The sequence below is a fragment of the Metabacillus hrfriensis genome, assembly GCF_030127205.1.
In the GTDB taxonomy this organism is placed as follows: Bacteria; Bacillota; Bacilli; order Bacillales; family Bacillaceae; genus Bacillus_P; species Bacillus_P dongyingensis.
This window is the reverse complement of sequence record NZ_CP126116.1, coordinates 538,732-555,081: the sequence shown is the minus strand read 5'-3', so window position 1 is coordinate 555,081 and position 16,350 is coordinate 538,732. Positions and strand designations below refer to the sequence as shown.

15 protein-coding genes are annotated in these 16,350 nt (G+C 42.0%); 4 read left to right on the top strand and 11 right to left on the bottom strand.

Annotated features, from left to right (window positions below):
- Positions 1-255: 255 nt before the first annotated feature.
- Together QLQ22_RS02900 and QLQ22_RS02895 are read left to right on the top strand one after the other, a co-directional pair.
- On the top strand, positions 256-1,035 hold the full coding sequence (locus tag QLQ22_RS02900) for an SDR family oxidoreductase (protein WP_284015981.1): 780 nt from the start codon (positions 256-258) through the stop codon (positions 1,033-1,035).
- A 97-nt stretch (positions 1,036-1,132) separates the two neighbouring features.
- On the top strand, positions 1,133-1,258 hold the full coding sequence (locus QLQ22_RS02895) for a hypothetical protein (RefSeq protein ID WP_275976734.1): 126 nt from the start codon (positions 1,133-1,135) through the stop codon (positions 1,256-1,258).
- Between the two features lie 198 nt (positions 1,259-1,456).
- Here the strand turns inward: QLQ22_RS02895 and QLQ22_RS02890 are convergent, their stop codons facing one another.
- The 9 genes from QLQ22_RS02890 to QLQ22_RS02850 form a co-directional block, all read right to left on the bottom strand.
- Positions 1,457-3,361 (bottom strand): ABC-F family ATP-binding cassette domain-containing protein, encoded by a 1,905-nt coding sequence (locus tag QLQ22_RS02890; protein ID WP_223439515.1) that lies wholly within the window; start codon positions 3,359-3,361, stop codon positions 1,457-1,459.
- A gap of 228 nt (positions 3,362-3,589) precedes the next feature.
- The gene (locus tag QLQ22_RS02885; RefSeq protein WP_223439513.1) at positions 3,590-3,979 is read right to left on the bottom strand and encodes a VOC family protein; all 390 of its coding nucleotides are present in this window, start codon (positions 3,977-3,979) and stop codon (positions 3,590-3,592) included.
- 19 nt (positions 3,980-3,998) lie between these two features.
- Entirely contained in the window at positions 3,999-4,613 is a 615-nt protein-coding gene (locus QLQ22_RS02880) for a flavodoxin family protein (protein WP_284015979.1), read from the bottom strand.
- A gap of 108 nt (positions 4,614-4,721) precedes the next feature.
- On the bottom strand, positions 4,722-5,858 hold the full coding sequence (locus QLQ22_RS02875; protein WP_284016734.1) for an endonuclease: 1,137 nt from the start codon (positions 5,856-5,858) through the stop codon (positions 4,722-4,724).
- A gap of 239 nt (positions 5,859-6,097) precedes the next feature.
- Complete coding sequence (locus tag QLQ22_RS02870; RefSeq protein ID WP_284015978.1) at positions 6,098-6,250, bottom strand: hypothetical protein; 153 nt, start codon at positions 6,248-6,250, stop codon at positions 6,098-6,100.
- Between the two features lie 85 nt (positions 6,251-6,335).
- The gene (locus QLQ22_RS02865) at positions 6,336-8,612 is read right to left on the bottom strand and encodes an ATP-dependent DNA helicase (protein ID WP_284015977.1); all 2,277 of its coding nucleotides are present in this window, start codon (positions 8,610-8,612) and stop codon (positions 6,336-6,338) included.
- A gap of 96 nt (positions 8,613-8,708) precedes the next feature.
- Positions 8,709-8,912 (bottom strand): YbdD/YjiX family protein, encoded by a 204-nt coding sequence (locus QLQ22_RS02860; RefSeq protein WP_223439509.1) that lies wholly within the window; start codon positions 8,910-8,912, stop codon positions 8,709-8,711.
- Positions 8,905-10,980 carry a carbon starvation CstA family protein gene (locus QLQ22_RS02855; RefSeq protein ID WP_223439507.1) on the bottom strand — a complete coding sequence of 692 codons (2,076 nt, stop codon included), beginning with the start codon at positions 10,978-10,980 and terminating at the stop codon, positions 8,905-8,907. The genes QLQ22_RS02860 and QLQ22_RS02855 overlap by 8 nt, the downstream gene beginning before the upstream one ends.
- A gap of 189 nt (positions 10,981-11,169) precedes the next feature.
- Positions 11,170-12,438 carry an ATP-binding protein gene (locus QLQ22_RS02850; RefSeq protein ID WP_284015976.1) on the bottom strand — a complete coding sequence of 423 codons (1,269 nt, stop codon included), beginning with the start codon at positions 12,436-12,438 and terminating at the stop codon, positions 11,170-11,172.
- Between the two features lie 160 nt (positions 12,439-12,598).
- Between QLQ22_RS02850 and QLQ22_RS02845 the strand changes: the two genes are divergently transcribed.
- Positions 12,599-12,784, top strand: coding sequence for a hypothetical protein (locus QLQ22_RS02845; RefSeq protein ID WP_223439503.1), 186 nt, complete (start codon positions 12,599-12,601; stop codon positions 12,782-12,784).
- Between the two features lie 133 nt (positions 12,785-12,917).
- Here QLQ22_RS02845 and QLQ22_RS02840 read toward each other — a convergent pair whose 3' ends face one another.
- Together QLQ22_RS02840 and QLQ22_RS02835 are read right to left on the bottom strand one after the other, a co-directional pair.
- Positions 12,918-14,447, bottom strand: a complete 1,530-nt coding sequence (locus QLQ22_RS02840; protein ID WP_284015975.1) for a solute symporter family protein — start codon at positions 14,445-14,447, stop codon at positions 12,918-12,920.
- 15 nt (positions 14,448-14,462) lie between these two features.
- The gene (locus tag QLQ22_RS02835; protein WP_223439498.1) at positions 14,463-14,795 is read right to left on the bottom strand and encodes a DUF485 domain-containing protein; all 333 of its coding nucleotides are present in this window, start codon (positions 14,793-14,795) and stop codon (positions 14,463-14,465) included.
- A 230-nt stretch (positions 14,796-15,025) separates the two neighbouring features.
- Between QLQ22_RS02835 and QLQ22_RS02830 the strand changes: the two genes are divergently transcribed.
- Complete coding sequence (locus tag QLQ22_RS02830) at positions 15,026-16,231, top strand: MFS transporter (RefSeq protein WP_284015974.1); 1,206 nt, start codon at positions 15,026-15,028, stop codon at positions 16,229-16,231.
- The last annotated feature ends 119 nt before the right edge of the window (positions 16,232-16,350 follow it).

Genomic DNA, 16,350 nt, shown 5'->3' with positions numbered 1-16,350 from the left:
TTACATAAATGTACCTGTTTTTCTTTTATTACCTATTCAAAGATTGAATTTCACTTTGTACCCGATGCGTTTGAAATGTTATGGTGCACACTGTAAAATCAGTCAACACAACGATATTAATGGCGAGATCTTCACTACTTCAGATATACAATACATAAAGCATCCGGCCACAGCCTTTTTATAAAGGGGTTTCCTTACTCGGCAATAAGGGGATAATAACAAGAAAAGTGCAATAATAAGGAGGCTGTCCCCATTATGAATCTATCTGGCAAAGTAGCGATTGTTACTGGCGCAAGCTCCGGCATCGGTGAAGCTGCCGCAATGAAACTTGCAGAACAGGGAGCAAAAATAGCTCTTTTAGATATAAAAGAGGAAAATGCCAAAAAAGTGAAATCTGCGATTGAAGCTAATAACGGAGAGGCCATCATTGTTGAGTGTGATGTATCCGATGCGAAACGAATGGAGAGCAGCTACAAAAAAGTCATCAGCACGTGGGGGCAAATCGATATCGTGTTTGCAAACGCGGGGATTAACGGCAGATGGACCCCGATTGAGGACCTTGCTCCAGAGGACTGGGATCAAACAATCAACACGAATTTAAGAAGTACATTTCTGAGTGTCAAATATGCGATTCCGTATATGAAAGAAAATGGCGGCAGCATTATCATTACCAGCTCTATTAATGGCAACCGCTTATACAGAGGATTTGGCCGGTCAGCCTACAGCACGTCAAAAATAGGCCAGGTCGGATTTGGAAAAATGGCTGCCCTGGAGCTTGCAGGATATAAAATCCGAGTCAATATGATCTGTCCTGGAGCCATTGAAACAAACATCGACAGCAATACCTTTACAGAAGAAGAAAACATAAAAAAGGTAGAAATCCCAGTCGAGTTTCCAGAGGGCGAGCAGCCTTTAGAAAAGAAAGCAGGCTCGCCTGAACAAGTGGCAGATCTAGTTTATTTTCTTGCATCCGATTTATCCAGTCATATTACGGGCACTGAAGTCTATATTGATGGAGCAGAATCATTGCTTTAACCTGCAGCACCTTCTAAACTGAAGGTGTTTTTTTCGGATAAAAAAGCCTGATTTGGACCAAAATAAACTTCTAATCTGTACTAAAGGAGGAATAACCTTGACTAACCGCAACGATAATCGTGAATCGAAGAACAAATATCCCAACAACAAGAAGCAGGATACTGAATTCTCAAAAGAAATCAACATCCGAAGTGAAGAAACGAAAAAGGATCTGAAGAAATAAGAAAAGCGGAACCGACTGGCCAAACCCGACAGACAGATAAGAATTCCCCAGAAAAGTCCGGGTCTGACTTTCCTGAGGGAATTTGTTCTGGCCGAGGGGCCAGGAGGTGGAGCAAGACACCAATGCGCAAAATTTCATCCTTTCTCTTAAGCAGCAAACAGCCCGGAAAGAAAATCCTTCCGGGCTGCTTGTTTACACTTATTGCTGCTTCGCATTTTCTATTTCTTCAACCATAAGCGAGAGTTCTTCCCAGCGCTCCATTGTTGCTTCAAGCTCCGCATCAATAGCATTCTGCTGCTCCATCAGCTGCTGGATTTTGCCGTAATCACTGCCGCTTGAAGCGATTTGGCCTTCAAGCTCTTCTCTTTTTTCTTCCAGTTCCGCAATCTTATCTTCAATAACATCCCATTCTTGCTGCTCTTTATAGGAGAGTTTTTTTCTCTGCTTCGGAGCTGCCGCCGTTTCCTGAACTTTAGGGGCTGGTGCTGCACTTTCAGCTTCTTTCATTCTTTTTCTTGCATCCATGTAATCTGTGTAGCTTCCCTGGAATCGGCTGACCTTGCCGCTGCCTTCAAAAACAAGGAGATGATCCACTACACGGTCAAGGAAATAGCGATCATGGGAAACAGTGACGACAACGCCAGGGAATTGATCAAGATAATCCTCGAGGACGCTTAGTGTTTGAGTGTCTAAGTCGTTTGTAGGCTCATCAAGGAAGAGAACGTTTGGCTCCTGCATTAATACCTTAAGCAAATACAATCTGCGGCGCTCTCCGCCTGATAGCTTGCGGATGTATGTCCACTGCATCGATCTTGGAAACATGAAGCGCTCAAGCATTTGCTCTGCTGTAATCGTTTGATGATCTACTGTCTGCACAACTTCCGCGACTTCTTTTATATATTCAACGACACGCAGATCTTCATCCATTGCCTCATGATCCTGAGTATAATAGCCGATTTTAACGGTTTCGCCAATTTCAACTTTGCCGCTGTCAGGCTGAATGCGCCCTGCTATCATGTTCAATAGTGTCGATTTTCCGCTTCCGTTAGGTCCGATGATTCCAAGTCTCTCTCCCGGAACCACAAGATAATCTACATTTGTCATTAAAATACGGTCCTGAAATGCTTTTGAAACACCTTGAAGCTCAATTACTTTTTTTCCAAGTCTTGTTGACCCGATGGCAAAATCAACGCTCTGTTTTGCTGCCGGTCCTTCCTGATCCTGAAGGTCTTCCACACGTCCAATGCGTGCTTTTTGTTTTGTTGTCCGGGCTTTAGCCCCGCGTCTCAGCCAGGCAAGCTCTCTGCGCAGCAGGTTTTGGCGCTTGCTTTCAGACTGTTCGGCATTGAATTCACGCTCTGCTTTTTTCTCCAGAAACACTTCATAGTTTCCCTCATAAACATACAGCTTGCCATTTTCTAATTCAAAAATTTGGTTTGTTACCCGATTAAGGAAATAACGATCATGGGTCACGAGAAGAATAGAGCCTTTGTATTGTGCTAAAAAAGTCTCCAGCCATTCGATCGTTTCATTATCCAGATGGTTTGTAGGCTCATCAAGAATCAGCAGATCTGCCGGCTGAATCAAAGCTTTTGCAATCGCAACACGTTTCTTTTGACCGCCGGATAAAAGCCTTACCGGCCTTGCAAAGTCGGAAATGCCCAGTCGGGTCAAGACGGTTTTGGCAACAGTACTTGCTTCCCAGGCGTCATTTTCATCCATTTTTTGCTGCATTGAAAGAAGCTTGGACTGTTTTTGTTCATTAGACGGATCTGCTTCCAGTTCAGAAAGAGCAAGCTCATAATCGCGCATCGCCCGCATGATCAAGGAATCCCCGTAATAGATCTGTTCAAGGACAGTCAATTCTTCCTCAAGCTCAGGCTGCTGCGGAAGGTATTCAATATGAAACGAATTTGCATGAATCATTTTTCCTTCTTCAACAGTCTCAAGTCCTGAAAGATATTTCAAAAGGGTTGATTTCCCTGTTCCGTTTGTCCCGATTAATCCAATTCTCTGCCTTTCAGCAATTGAAAATGAAATATGATCAAACAAAGTCTTTTCGCCATATGTTTTATATAAATTCTCTACAGAAAGAATGCTCATTTATTTATCCGCCCTTAGTATAATGTTTCATTATATTGTACAGCAGTTAGATGCACAAAAACTAGCATAAGATATTTTCCATTCCTATGTGACTGACAAGCTTGGATAAATCACAATAAACTTCTCATCCTTTTTCTACAGGAATCCGCAAATAACCTAATTTATTTCCAAGGAAATGTCGAACTCAGCCTTTCCCATAAAAAAAGAGAGACACATGATCCCTCTTTCTTACTTATTTTGTTCAACATTCAGCTCGATTAAATTGCCGTCTGGATCACAGCAGTATATTTGATCAAAACCGCTCACTCCATTTATGTCTTCCCGATATTCAATTTGATGTGAAATAAGCCAATCAACCGCAGATTGATAATCGGCAATCCTCAGGGCAAGATGTCCTTCTTTGGAATTCAGGGTATAATTCTTTCTCAGTGTTTGCGAATCTTCATCGACAATTAGATGAATTTGCTGTGAGTCGCCGATTTCATACCACACGCCATCAGAATCAAAAGGCGGTCTTTCGATTTCTTTTAGGCATAATACATTTTCATAAAAATGCTTTGCCATCTCAAGATTTGTCACAGACAGGCTGACATGCTGAATGGATTCATTGATTATCATCGTACACACTCCATTGCTTTTATAATGTATTTCCTGCAGCAGGAATCGGATGCTTGGCCAGAAGCCTCGCCAAGTGAACTAAATTTAAGCTCATTGTTCTTGTATTCTTAATCGTAAACGCATTTTCTTTTCCCGCTTCCATGTAGGAAGGCCCCGGCCCTGCTTCTCCAACCCAATACACATCCACATTAGGCGGGATAAGAAATCCAATGTGCTGCAGTCCGTATAAAATGGAGCGGGCTGCTTCCTTCGCGCCATCTTCATTGCCCGTTACTGCAACTCCCCCAACCTTATTATAATAAATAGACTGGCTTTTTTCATTCGTTTCACTGCTTGATGCGTAAAGTCTTTCCATAACAAGAGAAGCAATGCTGCTCTTTTCTCCTAGCCACAGCGGAGTTCCGACCACAACGATATCAGCTTCGGCTATTTTTTTCATAATCAGCGGCCAATCATCGCCTCTGCCCATATCTTCTGACATGCCAAATGCAATATTGTAGTCCGCAATCCGCAATTCTTCTGTTTGAACATCTTCATTCTGCATATGTTTTTGGGATTGTCTCATTAATGATTCTGTGTTGGAGGGTTCGTTTCCTTTTTTTAAAGAGCAATTCAAATAGAGAGCTTTCAGCATGATTTAGTCTCCTTTTTGGTTTCATTTATACTAATCTATTTGCCTTTTTCTTATTCCATCAAACATAAAAAGCCTCCCGATACAGATTGGGAGGCTACCGATATTTACTTAGTTCCAGATGGATTCAGCCCATTCGGGATGATCTATAAATGGATTGCGGTTAGATTGATAGTCTTTAAAGATGATGTCATTTCTTCTTCTTTCTCGTGCATCTACTGGATCTTCCCTGTGCCATTCAAGTAAAACAGACATTTTTCCATGCAGCGGGGCTGATCCATTGTTAACATTGTTGTTCAGTTCAAGATCCAGCTCGCCGCTGTCACCTTCATAACGGACCGCCATGTAAAATAACATTCTGGCCACATCACCTTTCACAGCGTCTCTCGGCTCCCATGAATCAGAGTCATAGTAGTTGCCTAAAGCTTCAGAGTGCTGTGTTCCTCCGTTATCAAAATCAAGATTGCCTCTTGAACTGTTTACTGAAACATCAGTTGGTCTTAAATGATGGATATCAGTACCGGCACCGGCACTTGTTCCAAAGTCGCCATGTGATTTGGCCCAAACGTGCTCTCTATTCCAATCATTCACATTTCCGCCGTTTGAAAGTTTGCTTTGTGAACGTCCTGTATAAAGCAGAATGACGTTGTTCGGATTGTTTGGGTCTTCATCTGTGTTTCTGAGTGCTTCCCAGACATTGTCATAAGAAAGCTCTCTATGATCGTCTATGATATTATGAAGTTCCGTCTTTAAAGCTTCGCCTGTCTTCCCTATAGCAGATTGATAATATGTGTCATCATAAGGGGGTGGATCACTAGGGTCAGTCGGGTCAGTCGGGTCAGTGGTTCCAGATTGTTTTTCCATAGCTGTCGCACCCGTTATCCCACTGTGAGAAAAATAGGCTGCAAGTTTACCCGTCACTTTCATTTCCGTGCCTTTTAGAGAAGGGTTCGTTTTCAAACCAAATTGTGTTCGGAACGAGGATGGAATTTGGACATAAATCATTTTAGAAGTACTTGTTTCTGACGGTGAATCTGCGAGAGCAAGTGCATAATCATTTGGATAATTGGATGTCACTACCGTGTTAGCGGCGGTCGGCTGTCCCACAACGTATCCTTTAACCGTTTTAACAGAACCAGTTTGATTGGCATTTGCCTGAGCTACTGAATACGGTGCTGTCCAAGAGCCGTCTCCAGTTGAAGCTTGTGATGGCGAAGCTTGAAACACAGGAATAAATAAACTAATCATAAGTGCCAGTTTTACGATCACTGCAGCATGTTTGTTTTTAAGCAAAATGGTATTCCTCCTCATTTTTCTGATTATCACGAAAATAGAATACTATGGGAACATTAACTATTTATGACGTTTTTGTAAATTTGCGTCATAATCCTGCTTTTTTACAAAAGATGAGAGAATGAGACTAGTGCTCCCTAAACCTAAAAGCACAAAAAAATACACCCCTGTCTGAAGTGCATCTTTTCTTCCTATTAATGATTTTGATCTTTCATATGACCAGCCTTGCGTTTGTTTTTTCGTTTTACTCCAATTACGACAAAAACAAGTACGACAAACATCAGGATTACTCCGATATTTAAGAATCCGCCTATAAATAGAAAGAATTCCTTTAAAAATTCACTCATTTATTATCACCTCTTTTCCCTTTTTACCCCTATACGCAGATTAAAAACCCTTGTACAGAGAGTTTGAATGAATAGAAAAGAGGTCTCAGTTTAAAATGACAAAGTTCTTCCATTCATACGGCAGAAGTGATTGGTACTTATCGGTTAAGAAACGGTCATCGACCAGCACAATGGTTCCGGTATCTTTTTCAGAACGAATCAGTCTTCCGCCTGCCTGAAGAACTTTGTTCATCCCAGGGAAAACATAGGCATAATCAAACCCGTTTTTTCCCGTCTGCTGAAAATAGGTTTTCATAATGTTTCTTTCAAAGCCTATCTGAGGCAGACCCACTCCAACAACAATGACCCCATTTAACCGGTTGCCTATAAGGTCAACACCTTCTGAAAAGATCCCGCCCATGACGGCAAATCCAATCAATGTCGTGCTGCTGTTTTCTTGAAAGGCAGCTAAAAAAGCTTCTCTCTCTGCTTCCGTCATCTGAGGCTGCTGAATCATCATTTCAAAAGGCGGATTCACCTCTGTCAAAGATTCATATACCTCCTTCATATAAACGTAAGAAGGAAAAAAGATAAGGTAGTTTCCACCCCGTTCTTCAAGCAGCTGCATGACCACTTCAGAAATCGGCTTCTTGCTTTTTTCCCTGTCGTGATATCTGGTAGAAAGCGGCTTGATATAGACATCTAAGTTTTCCCTGGCAAATGGGGAAGGAATTTTCACTTGATAATCGTCAGAAACTCCTCCAAGCATGTCCATGTAAAAATGGATAGGAGAGAGTGTGGCTGAAAAGTGAATACTTGAGCGAAACGGTTTTTTCACCTGCTGCAGAAGATAGGATGGATCAAGGCACAGCAGTTTAATCACAGCCTCACTTCGATCTGCTGCCACTGTCGTCACATACCTCTCATCATAGAGCTTGGACATTTTTACAAACGTCTGAGCCTGAAAGTAACAATCTAACAGAAGCTGTGACTGACTTCCCATTAAAAGCTCTTTTTCTGCGTCTGAAATAAATGGTTCCAGCTGCTCAATTAGCTCATTAGGGATATTCTCCATCAGCATTTCATGATTTTCACATTGTTTTCTAAGAGCAATGAAAATATCATTTATTTTTTTTGCATGTTCGAAAATGGACCTGCTGTCCGTTTTAAATTCCTTTTTCAGCTGAAGAAATTCCGATTTTTTCAAGTCTGCGGAAAACATCGCCCTTCCCCTGTCGACCAGATTATGCGCTTCGTCAATCAGCAGGACCGATTTTTTCTTTTGTTCATCGAAAAAACGTTTTAAGGATACGCGCGGATCAAACACATAATTGTAATCACAAATCATTCCGTCAGAAGCAGATGCGAGGTCTAAGGAAAATTCAAAGGGGCAAACGGTATGCTTTAACGCATACTTCTTAATGACGTCTGTTGTTAAACGGGTTTCATTTGAGAGGATATCAAGCACCGCACCATTAATCCTGTCATAGTATCCATTTGCAAATTCGCAGTAATCCTTTTGACAGCGGGTCTCATCTTTTAAGCAAACCTTGTCCTTTGCTGTAATCGTAACGGTATTTAAGCACAGTCCCTTTGTTTCCATGTAAGAAAAGGTATCTTCTGCTGCTTTTCTTGTAATCGTTTTAGCCGTTAAGTAAAATAGTCTTTCTACTTTACCCTCTCCCATAGCTTTCAAAGCTGGAAAGACTGCAGAAACCGTTTTGCCGATTCCGGTTGAGGCTTGAGCAAACAAGTCCTCCTTGTCACTGATCGCTTTGTAGACTGTTCCAGCAAGCTTCCTTTGACCCTCTCTGTATGTTTCGAAAGGAAAAGATAACTTTTCAATGCTTTCATCACGCTTCTTTTGATGCCCTGCTCTTAATTCAGCATATGGAGAATAAGCTTTTACCAATTCCTCCATGAAAGAATCGAGATCTGCTGATGAAACTATTTTTCTGAACCTTACTTGTTCGCCTGACTTTACGCTGACATAGGTCAGCTGCACACCGATGTGATCTAATGCTCTTTCTTTTGAAACAATATAAGCGTAGCATTTCGCCTGGGCCCAGTGAACTGGATGAGAATCCTCTTTTAATAAAGAAAGGTCACCCGCAGTTGATTTTATTTCATCAATATATGGCATATCTTCAGTTAACAGAAGCCCGTCACATCTCCCCTCAATTAAAAACGAGAGGTGGTTATGCTCGATGACAGTCTTTAAAAATACTTCTTTTTGATCCGCTTCTTCATATGTCTTCTGAATCGTCTGATGTGCTTTTGTCCCTTCTGTCATCGTTGCAGCTGTCCTGAATCTTGAATCAATGCTTCCCGATCTAAAAACATATTCTACTAGTGTTCTGACTGAAATATGCACTTCTTTCATTCGACATCACCTGTTATTATTTTATCAGATATTTAGTGGTTTTAGCCTCAGGATAAAAAGAAATCGCCCACCTGGAAGATGGGCGATTTCTCATCATTAACAGCAGCGCGAAACCTTTCCGCCTTTTGCGTTGTAGCGTGCTTCCTGTGCCTCGCAGAAAAATTCCTTTCTGCTTTGGACCGGCTGATCCGGGTGATGCATCATCATATGGTCCACATATTTTTCATAGCTTGGAACACCTGCCATCAAGCTGATAAACTGCTTTCTGAACTTAAGAATGGTAGACAGCTTCTTATACATGGTGGCTTATGCCTCCTTCAGACCTGGCAATATACGGCGCCTCGTGCAATGTGGTCTTCTTGTTGGTCAATACCTTTATCCATATGCGGATGGCCGAAATCAAGACGGCGATTACTACAAGCATAAAGATGGCGCAAAGACCTGCATCAACATAATCATTTACCAATACCTGCTTCATCTGAGCGGCATTTGCAGCAGGGGCAAGTACCTCTCCTTTATCAAGCGCACCCTTAAACAGATTTGCATGTGATAAGAATCCTATTTTCGGATTTTCATGGAAAAGCTTTTGCCATCCGGCTGTCATCGTTACGATTAAAATCCAAGTCGTCGGAACAAGTGTAATCCAAACGTATGCTTTTTTGCCCATTTTGAAAAGAATCGTCGTTCCAAGCAGCAATGCAATTCCTGCCAGCATCTGATTGGCAATGCCGAACAGCGGCCAGAGTGTGTTGATTCCGCCTAACGGATCGATAACACCCTGATAGAGGAAATACCCCCAGCCAAAAACACAAAGTGCGGTAGCAAGAATATTGGCCGGAAGATATTCCGTTCTGGCCAAAGGTTTATAGACATGACCCAATAAATCCTGAATCATAAAGCGCCCAACCCGGGTTCCTGCATCAATTGTTGTCAGAATAAATAGGGCTTCAAATAAAATGGCAAAATGATACCAGAAGGCCATAAGCGCTTTACCGCCGATGACTTCAGAAAAGATATAAGCCATTCCGATTGCAAGAGTTGGAGCTCCTCCAGTTCTTGAGAGAACCGTTTCTTCTCCAACATCGTCTGCAAGCGCTGTCAAATCATCCGGTGTGATCGTATAGCCCCAGCTTGAAACGGTTGCTGCCGCTTGTACAGCTTCCGTCCCAATCAATGCTGGCGGACTATTAATAGCGAAATAGATACCCGGCGTAAGAACACAGGCAGCAATCATCGCCATAACAGCGACAAAAGATTCTGTAAGCATCGCGCCATATCCGATTGGACGGGCATGCGATTCTCTTTCGATCATTTTCGGCGTTGTGCCCGAAGATACTAGAGCATGGAAACCGGAAACAGCACCGCATGCAATCGTGATAAATAAAAACGGAAACATATTCCCTGCAAATACAGGACCTGTACCATCTATAAATGGTGTAACAGACGGCATCTGCAGATCCGGAGCTACAACGATGATTCCAAGTGCGAGACCAACAATCGTTCCGACTTTCAGGAATGTACTTAGATAATCCCTCGGTGCAAGCAGGAGCCAAACCGGCAAAACAGAAGCTATGAAACCGTATATAATCATTAAAATAGCAATTGTTTCGCCTTTATATGTAAATAGCTTTGCAAGTTCCGGAGTTTCCGCAACGTACTGTCCAAGGAAGATCGATAATAGAAGAAGCACGACACCTATTATTGAACCTTCCCCCACTCTTCCCGGGCGAATATACCTCATGTAAATGCCCATGAACACAGCAATTGGAATCGTTGCTGCGATTGTAAACATTCCCCACGGACTTCCTACAAGCGCTTTCACAACAACGAGAGCCAAAACTGCTAATAAAATAATCATAATACCTAAAATACCGACCATGGCTATGATTCCCGTTATCGGACCAATTTCTTCTTTAATCATTTCCCCTAATGATTTTCCTTTTCGGCGCATTGAACCGAACAAAATAATGAAATCCTGTACGGCTCCTGCAAGGATAACGCCGACGATAATCCAGATCGTACCCGGCAAATAACCCATTTGTGCAGCAAGTATTGGCCCTACAAGCGGTCCTGCTCCCGCGATTGCTGCAAAGTGATGACCAAACAATACCCATTTGTTGGTCGGCACATAATCCTTGCCGTCATTGTGTGTCTCTGCAGGTGTTTCCCGCTTGTCATCAAGCTCAAATACCTTGTTCGAAATAAAACGGCTGTAAAAACGGTATGCAACCGCATACGAACAAACAGCAGCTGTCAGCAGCCAAATTGCATTAATGCTCTCCCCCTGATTGAGAGCGATGACTGCAAATCCTGCTGCTCCCAGTGCAGAGACTAACCCCCAAATAATAATAGACCTCAAAGCCTTCATCTGCATCACCCCTTCTGTAACATACAAACCTATTATACTTTTGTTATCTGAATTTTTAAATAATTATTTTTACTAATTTAGTAGGTTAATACTAGAATTTTAGATTGGAAGATGTGATTTAAGTGCTCTTTTTGTTTTGGGTGCCTGGAATAGCGTTTTTCCTGAATAGAGTATAAAAAACCACAGTAACTACTGTGGTGCGCCTCTTTTCTTATTTTTCACCGGCAGGATCATGGTCACTTCTGTACCTGCACCAAGCTCGCTTTTATAAGCTACTCTTCCTTTCATGGTTTCAATAATGCGAAGAGAAACGGTTGTTCCAAGACCGGTGCCTTTATCCTTGGTAGAATAAAAGACAGTGCCAATCTGGGAAAGCTGCGCGGTTGTCATCCCCTTGCCTGTATCAGATATGACTGTATGGGCATGGCTGTTTTTCAAAAAAAGCTGTATTCGGACCCTTCCGCCTCCGGGAGTTGCTTCAATTGCATTTTTAATGAAATTTAAAAGTGCCTGCTTCAGCTGGCTTCGGTCTGTTTCAACATAAAGGCCCGGCTGCAGCTGGCAGGATAACTTAACTCCTTGCTTGACCGCAAGTGCATTTAATAAATAGACAACATCCTGAATAACTTCTGAGAGCTGAAATTCTTCAATTTTTTTAAGCTTAGGCTTAGCAAAATTAAGGTAATCATTCAGAATGGACTCTGCTCTGCCAAGCTCACTCAAAATTAAACGCATATATTGTTCTTCGGTCTTCTTTTCTTTTTCCATAAGCTGCAAAAAACCTTTTACAACGGTTAATGGATTTCGAACTTCATGTGCGATGGATGCAGCAAGCTCTCCAATTGTGTTCAGTTTTTCTGTACGGATAATCTCCTGCTTCATCATCTTCCTGTCAATGCCTGCTTCAATCAGTTTAGCAGCCATCCCAATAGAGATAACTTGTAAAGTTCCGAAGATAAACACATAAAATAACAGCTCCCTGCTGCTGCTGAAGGTGTAATCAGATGTGATTAAAAAAGAAAGCAGAATGAAAAGCTGGACAACAGCTGGCCAGAATCCAATAATGATAGAAAGCTGAATTCTTTTTTTAGGCTTGTACTTTCTAAAACGCTTTGAAAATAGGAACGGTCCAATCAATGCAAGGAAGGCGCTTATATATCCAAAAACGATCGCTTCCCCGCCTATGTATGTTCTGGCGAGCAGGATGAAAAAGAAAACAATCAGGCCTGAAGCAGGACCTCCATACAACAATGCCAGCACCATTGGGACATACCTTAAATCCCAATAAAGACCGTAATCATAAAACGAAAAAATCATGCACAAAAAGGCAGCGATTCCGTAAATAACTCCGGAGAAATAAGGAGATGCCGTAATGCGCTTGTTTTCAAAAATAACCGTATAAAGTAAGACAGGAACCAAAACGATTAAAACATGTAATGTTAATTTCTCTGCAAGCATCGTAATTTCCTCAATTATATTTGTGTATTGAGTTGATATTCGACAAAAATCGCATAACTCCTCTTTGTTTTTTTAATGAAGATTATATTTAAACAAACGTTTATTTAATGTTTTAACCCTCAGTAAAACAGGTATCTGTACATACATGGAGGTGATTGGCGTGACTGATAAAAAAACGAAACAAAAACAAGATAACCCCGAGCAGATACCAGGCCGTGACGGAAAAACACTTATTGAACAGGAAAATGAAATGACCGTTGACGCTATCCCAACCGAAGAGGTGAAAATCGGACTTCAGGATGAAAAAAAGAAACATAAAACAAAAGATGAATCTTCAAGTGATTAATCTTTCAGCGGAAATAGCGATTTTTTCAGCCGTTTTTCCAATTCTTTCGGGCCGCCTTTTTGTTCAGCCCGAATCAGGTCACTGGTCTTATACAAAAATCCTCCCGCTTCAAAGCGGAAGGATTTTTTATGCCTCATTTCATTCCAGTATTCGCCTTCACGAGAATCTCATCAAATTTCTTCGCATCTTCTTTTTTGCTTGAAACGATGGTTCCGATGTAAGCACCAAGGAATCCAAGCGGGATTGAAACGATACCCGGATTAGAAAGGCTGAACAAAGGATCTCCAACAAAAATGGCTGCTCCTGCTTCTGGTGACCATACATTCGGGCTTATAGCTACAAGAATCAAAGAACTGAACAAACCAGTCAGCATACCTGTAACAGCGCCGGATGTATTAAACCGTTTCCAGAAAATCGTCAGCAGGAGAATTGGCAAATTGGCGCTTGCCGCAACAGCAAAGGCCAGTGCGACTAAAAATGCAACGTTCATGTTCTGCGCAAACAATGCGAGAAGAATGGAAAGAACCGCCACACCGATAGATGCCCACCTGGCTGCGACAACCTGCTCTTTCTCAGTTGCTTCTCCTCGGCGAAGAATATGGCTGTAAAAGTCATGTGCAAATGCAGAAGCAGCTGATAGCACGAGTCCCGCTACAACAGCCAGTATTGTTGCGAATGCTACTGCCGAAACAAATGCGAATAAGAAATCCCCGCCGATCGCTTTTGCAAGCAATGGCGCTGCCATGTTCCCAGCTGAGTTGGCAGCTATAATATTATCATAGCCGACAAACGCTGCAGCTCCTAAACCTAAAAAGACAGTCATCACATAAAATGCACCGATAATCCAGGTTGCATATACAACGGATTTACGTGCTGTAATGGCATCCTTCACTGTAAAGAAACGAATCAGAATATGAGGAAGTCCGGCTGTTCCAAGAACAAGCGCCAGATTCAGCGAAATTGTATCAAGCGGATTTTTAAATTTATTCCCAGGATTCAAAAAGCTTTCGCCAAGCGGCGTCGCCGTCTGCATCTCAGAGAACATTTTCATGATGCTGAAATCAAATTTAGCAAACACAATAACTGAGATTATAAATGTGCCTATCATAAGAAGAACAGCTTTTACAATCTGCACCCAGCTCGTTGCAGTCATTCCTCCGAATACCACATAGATTGTCATCAGAGTGCCAACAATCAGAACAGAATACACATATTCAATGCCAAGGAGAAGATGAATAAGCCCTCCCGCTCCCACTAACTGAGCAATCATATAAAAGATTGAAATAGAAATCGTATTCAGAGCCGCTACACCGCGCACTTTACTGTTATTAAACCTTGCTGCTATCATGTCAGCCATTGTATACTTACCCAAATTCCGAAGGGGCTCAGCCACTATGTATAACACCACAAGATAAGCAACTAAAAATCCTATGCTGTAAAAGAAACCATCAAAGCCCGAAAGCGCTATCATTCCGGCAATACCTAAAAAGGATGCAGCGGACATATAATCGCCAGCGATAGCCAGTCCGTTTTGAAAGCCGGTTAAACTGCTGTCTGCGGTGTAAAAATCACTGGTTGTCTTTGTGCGTTTTGAGGCAAAATAGGTAATAAATAATGTCATAATAACGATTGCCAAAAAGAGAGAGAATGCCAGCATGTTCATTGAAAGTTTCCTCCTTTACCTTCTTGCTTCAGCTTTGATTTCTTCTACCATCTGATCAAACTTCTTTGCACGGCTGGAATAAAGCATACACAGCGTCCAAGTCATAATAAATTGGGCAAAGGCAAATACCCATGCCCAGCTGATCGCGCCGACTGCATACTCATTCAGCACGGTGGAATAAGCCGTTAACACCGGCAGTGTAAAATAAAATGCTAAGAAAAATAATGACATTGGCAAGATGAAATTTCGTTTTGCCTGAAGCAGTTTTTGAAAGGATTGCGACTGAACAATTTTGGTGTAATCTACTGAGGACTGTGCGGACTTCAATTGTTGTTCTTCATTACTCACTATTGGTTCCCCCTTAGTTAAAAGTTTATAAAAAACCCAAACCTCCTTTAATTCCAAATTTTCACACTCTCATTATATATTTATCTGAAAAGTATGTAAATTTAGTTATCTTATTTTTTAAAAATAACCTTCTTTAGACTCATCCAAAGATAGATATAATTCAGAAGGTAGACTAAAATAAGAAAGATTACTTCATTCTATTATCGGTGAAAGCTGTTAAGGAGGATACGATGGAGAAAAAGAATACACTTCCAACCCGAAAACTGCTTGGAATTGCAGGACTTGGCTGGCTTTTTGATGCCATGGATGTTGGAATGCTCTCATTTATTATAGCGGCGCTTCAATCTGAATGGGGTTTAAGCGTTAAACAAATGGCCTGGATCGGCAGCATGAATTCTATCGGTATGGCCGTTGGCGCCCTCGTGTTTGGATTACTGTCTGACCGGATCGGACGGAAACATGTTTTTATAATTACTTTGCTTCTCTTTTCAGTCGGAAGCGGACTGTCTGCTTTCACAACTACATTGACCGCCTTCCTCATATTAAGGTTTTTTGTTGGAATGGGGCTTGGAGGAGAGCTTCCTGTTGCATCGACTCTCGTGTCTGAAAGTGTAGCGCCTGAAAAACGGGGAAGAATTGTTGTCCTGCTCGAAAGCTTCTGGGCTGCAGGCTGGCTTATTGCCGCCCTTATCTCTTATTTCATCATTCCAAGCTACGGATGGCAAGCGGCACTGCTTCTAAGTGCATTGCCTGCATTTTATGCGCTGTACTTACGGATCAAACTTCCGGACTCTCCACAGTTTTTGGAGATTAAGAAAGAACAGAAGCCTTCCATTTTGGAGAATATTAAAACGGTCTGGTCAAAGGATTACATCCGTCAGACCACTATGCTTTGGATTCTTTGGTTCTGTGTCGTCTTTTCTTACTACGGCATGTTTTTATGGCTGCCAAGTGTCATGGTTATGAAAGGCTTCAGTTTAATCAAGAGCTTTCAATATGTTCTTATCATGACTCTTGCTCAGCTTCCAGGCTATTTCACAGCAGCCTGGTTTATAGAGAAATTCGGCAGGAAGTTTGTGTTAACGACCTATTTAGTCGGAACTGCGTTAAGCGCCTATTTCTTTGGAACGGCTGAATCTCTCACTCTGCTTCTTGCATCAGGAATATTCCTGTCATTCTTCAATCTCGGAGCCTGGGGAGCGTTATATGCTTATACTCCTGAGCAATATCCGACAGCTGTTCGCGGAACAGGCGCCGGAATGGCTGCATCATTCGGTCGTATTGGAGGAATTTTAGGGCCATTGCTTGTTGGTTATCTTGTTGCTCAAGATACCCCGATGACCATGATCTTTTCAATCTTTTGTGTATCCATTCTGATCGGTGTACTGGCTGTTATCGTTCTTGGAAAAGAAACAAAAGCCAAACAGCTGTTTTAACAGAACAAAAGCGCAAGCGCCTTGGTCAGATTCGACAGGCAGATAAGAATCCGACAGAAAAGTCCGGGTTTGACTTTTTTGCCGGATTCGTTCTGACCGAGGATTTAGGCGCTTGCGCT

Bases quoted from the DNA above. Each gene is read 5' to 3' on its own strand.
- QLQ22_RS02900 (WP_284015981.1), top strand. From the start codon at position 256: ATGAATCTATCTGGCAAAGTAGCGATTGTTACTGGCGCAAGCTCCGGC.
- QLQ22_RS02890 (WP_223439515.1), bottom strand. From the start codon at position 3,361: ATGAGCATTCTTTCTGTAGAGAATTTATATAAAACATATGGCGAAAAG.
- QLQ22_RS02885 (WP_223439513.1), bottom strand. From the start codon at position 3,979: ATGATAATCAATGAATCCATTCAGCATGTCAGCCTGTCTGTGACAAAT.
- QLQ22_RS02880 (WP_284015979.1), bottom strand. From the start codon at position 4,613: ATGCTGAAAGCTCTCTATTTGAATTGCTCTTTAAAAAAAGGAAACGAA.
- QLQ22_RS02875 (WP_284016734.1), bottom strand. From the start codon at position 5,858: ATGATTAGTTTATTTATTCCTGTGTTTCAAGCTTCGCCATCACAAGCT.
- QLQ22_RS02870 (WP_284015978.1), bottom strand. From the start codon at position 6,250: ATGAGTGAATTTTTAAAGGAATTCTTTCTATTTATAGGCGGATTCTTA.
- QLQ22_RS02865 (WP_284015977.1), bottom strand. From the start codon at position 8,612: ATGAAAGAAGTGCATATTTCAGTCAGAACACTAGTAGAATATGTTTTT.
- QLQ22_RS02860 (WP_223439509.1), bottom strand. From the start codon at position 8,912: ATGTATAAGAAGCTGTCTACCATTCTTAAGTTCAGAAAGCAGTTTATC.
- QLQ22_RS02855 (WP_223439507.1), bottom strand. From the start codon at position 10,980: ATGAAGGCTTTGAGGTCTATTATTATTTGGGGGTTAGTCTCTGCACTG.
- QLQ22_RS02850 (WP_284015976.1), bottom strand. From the start codon at position 12,438: ATGCTTGCAGAGAAATTAACATTACATGTTTTAATCGTTTTGGTTCCT.
- QLQ22_RS02840 (WP_284015975.1), bottom strand. From the start codon at position 14,447: ATGAACATGCTGGCATTCTCTCTCTTTTTGGCAATCGTTATTATGACA.
- QLQ22_RS02830 (WP_284015974.1), top strand. From the start codon at position 15,026: ATGGAGAAAAAGAATACACTTCCAACCCGAAAACTGCTTGGAATTGCA.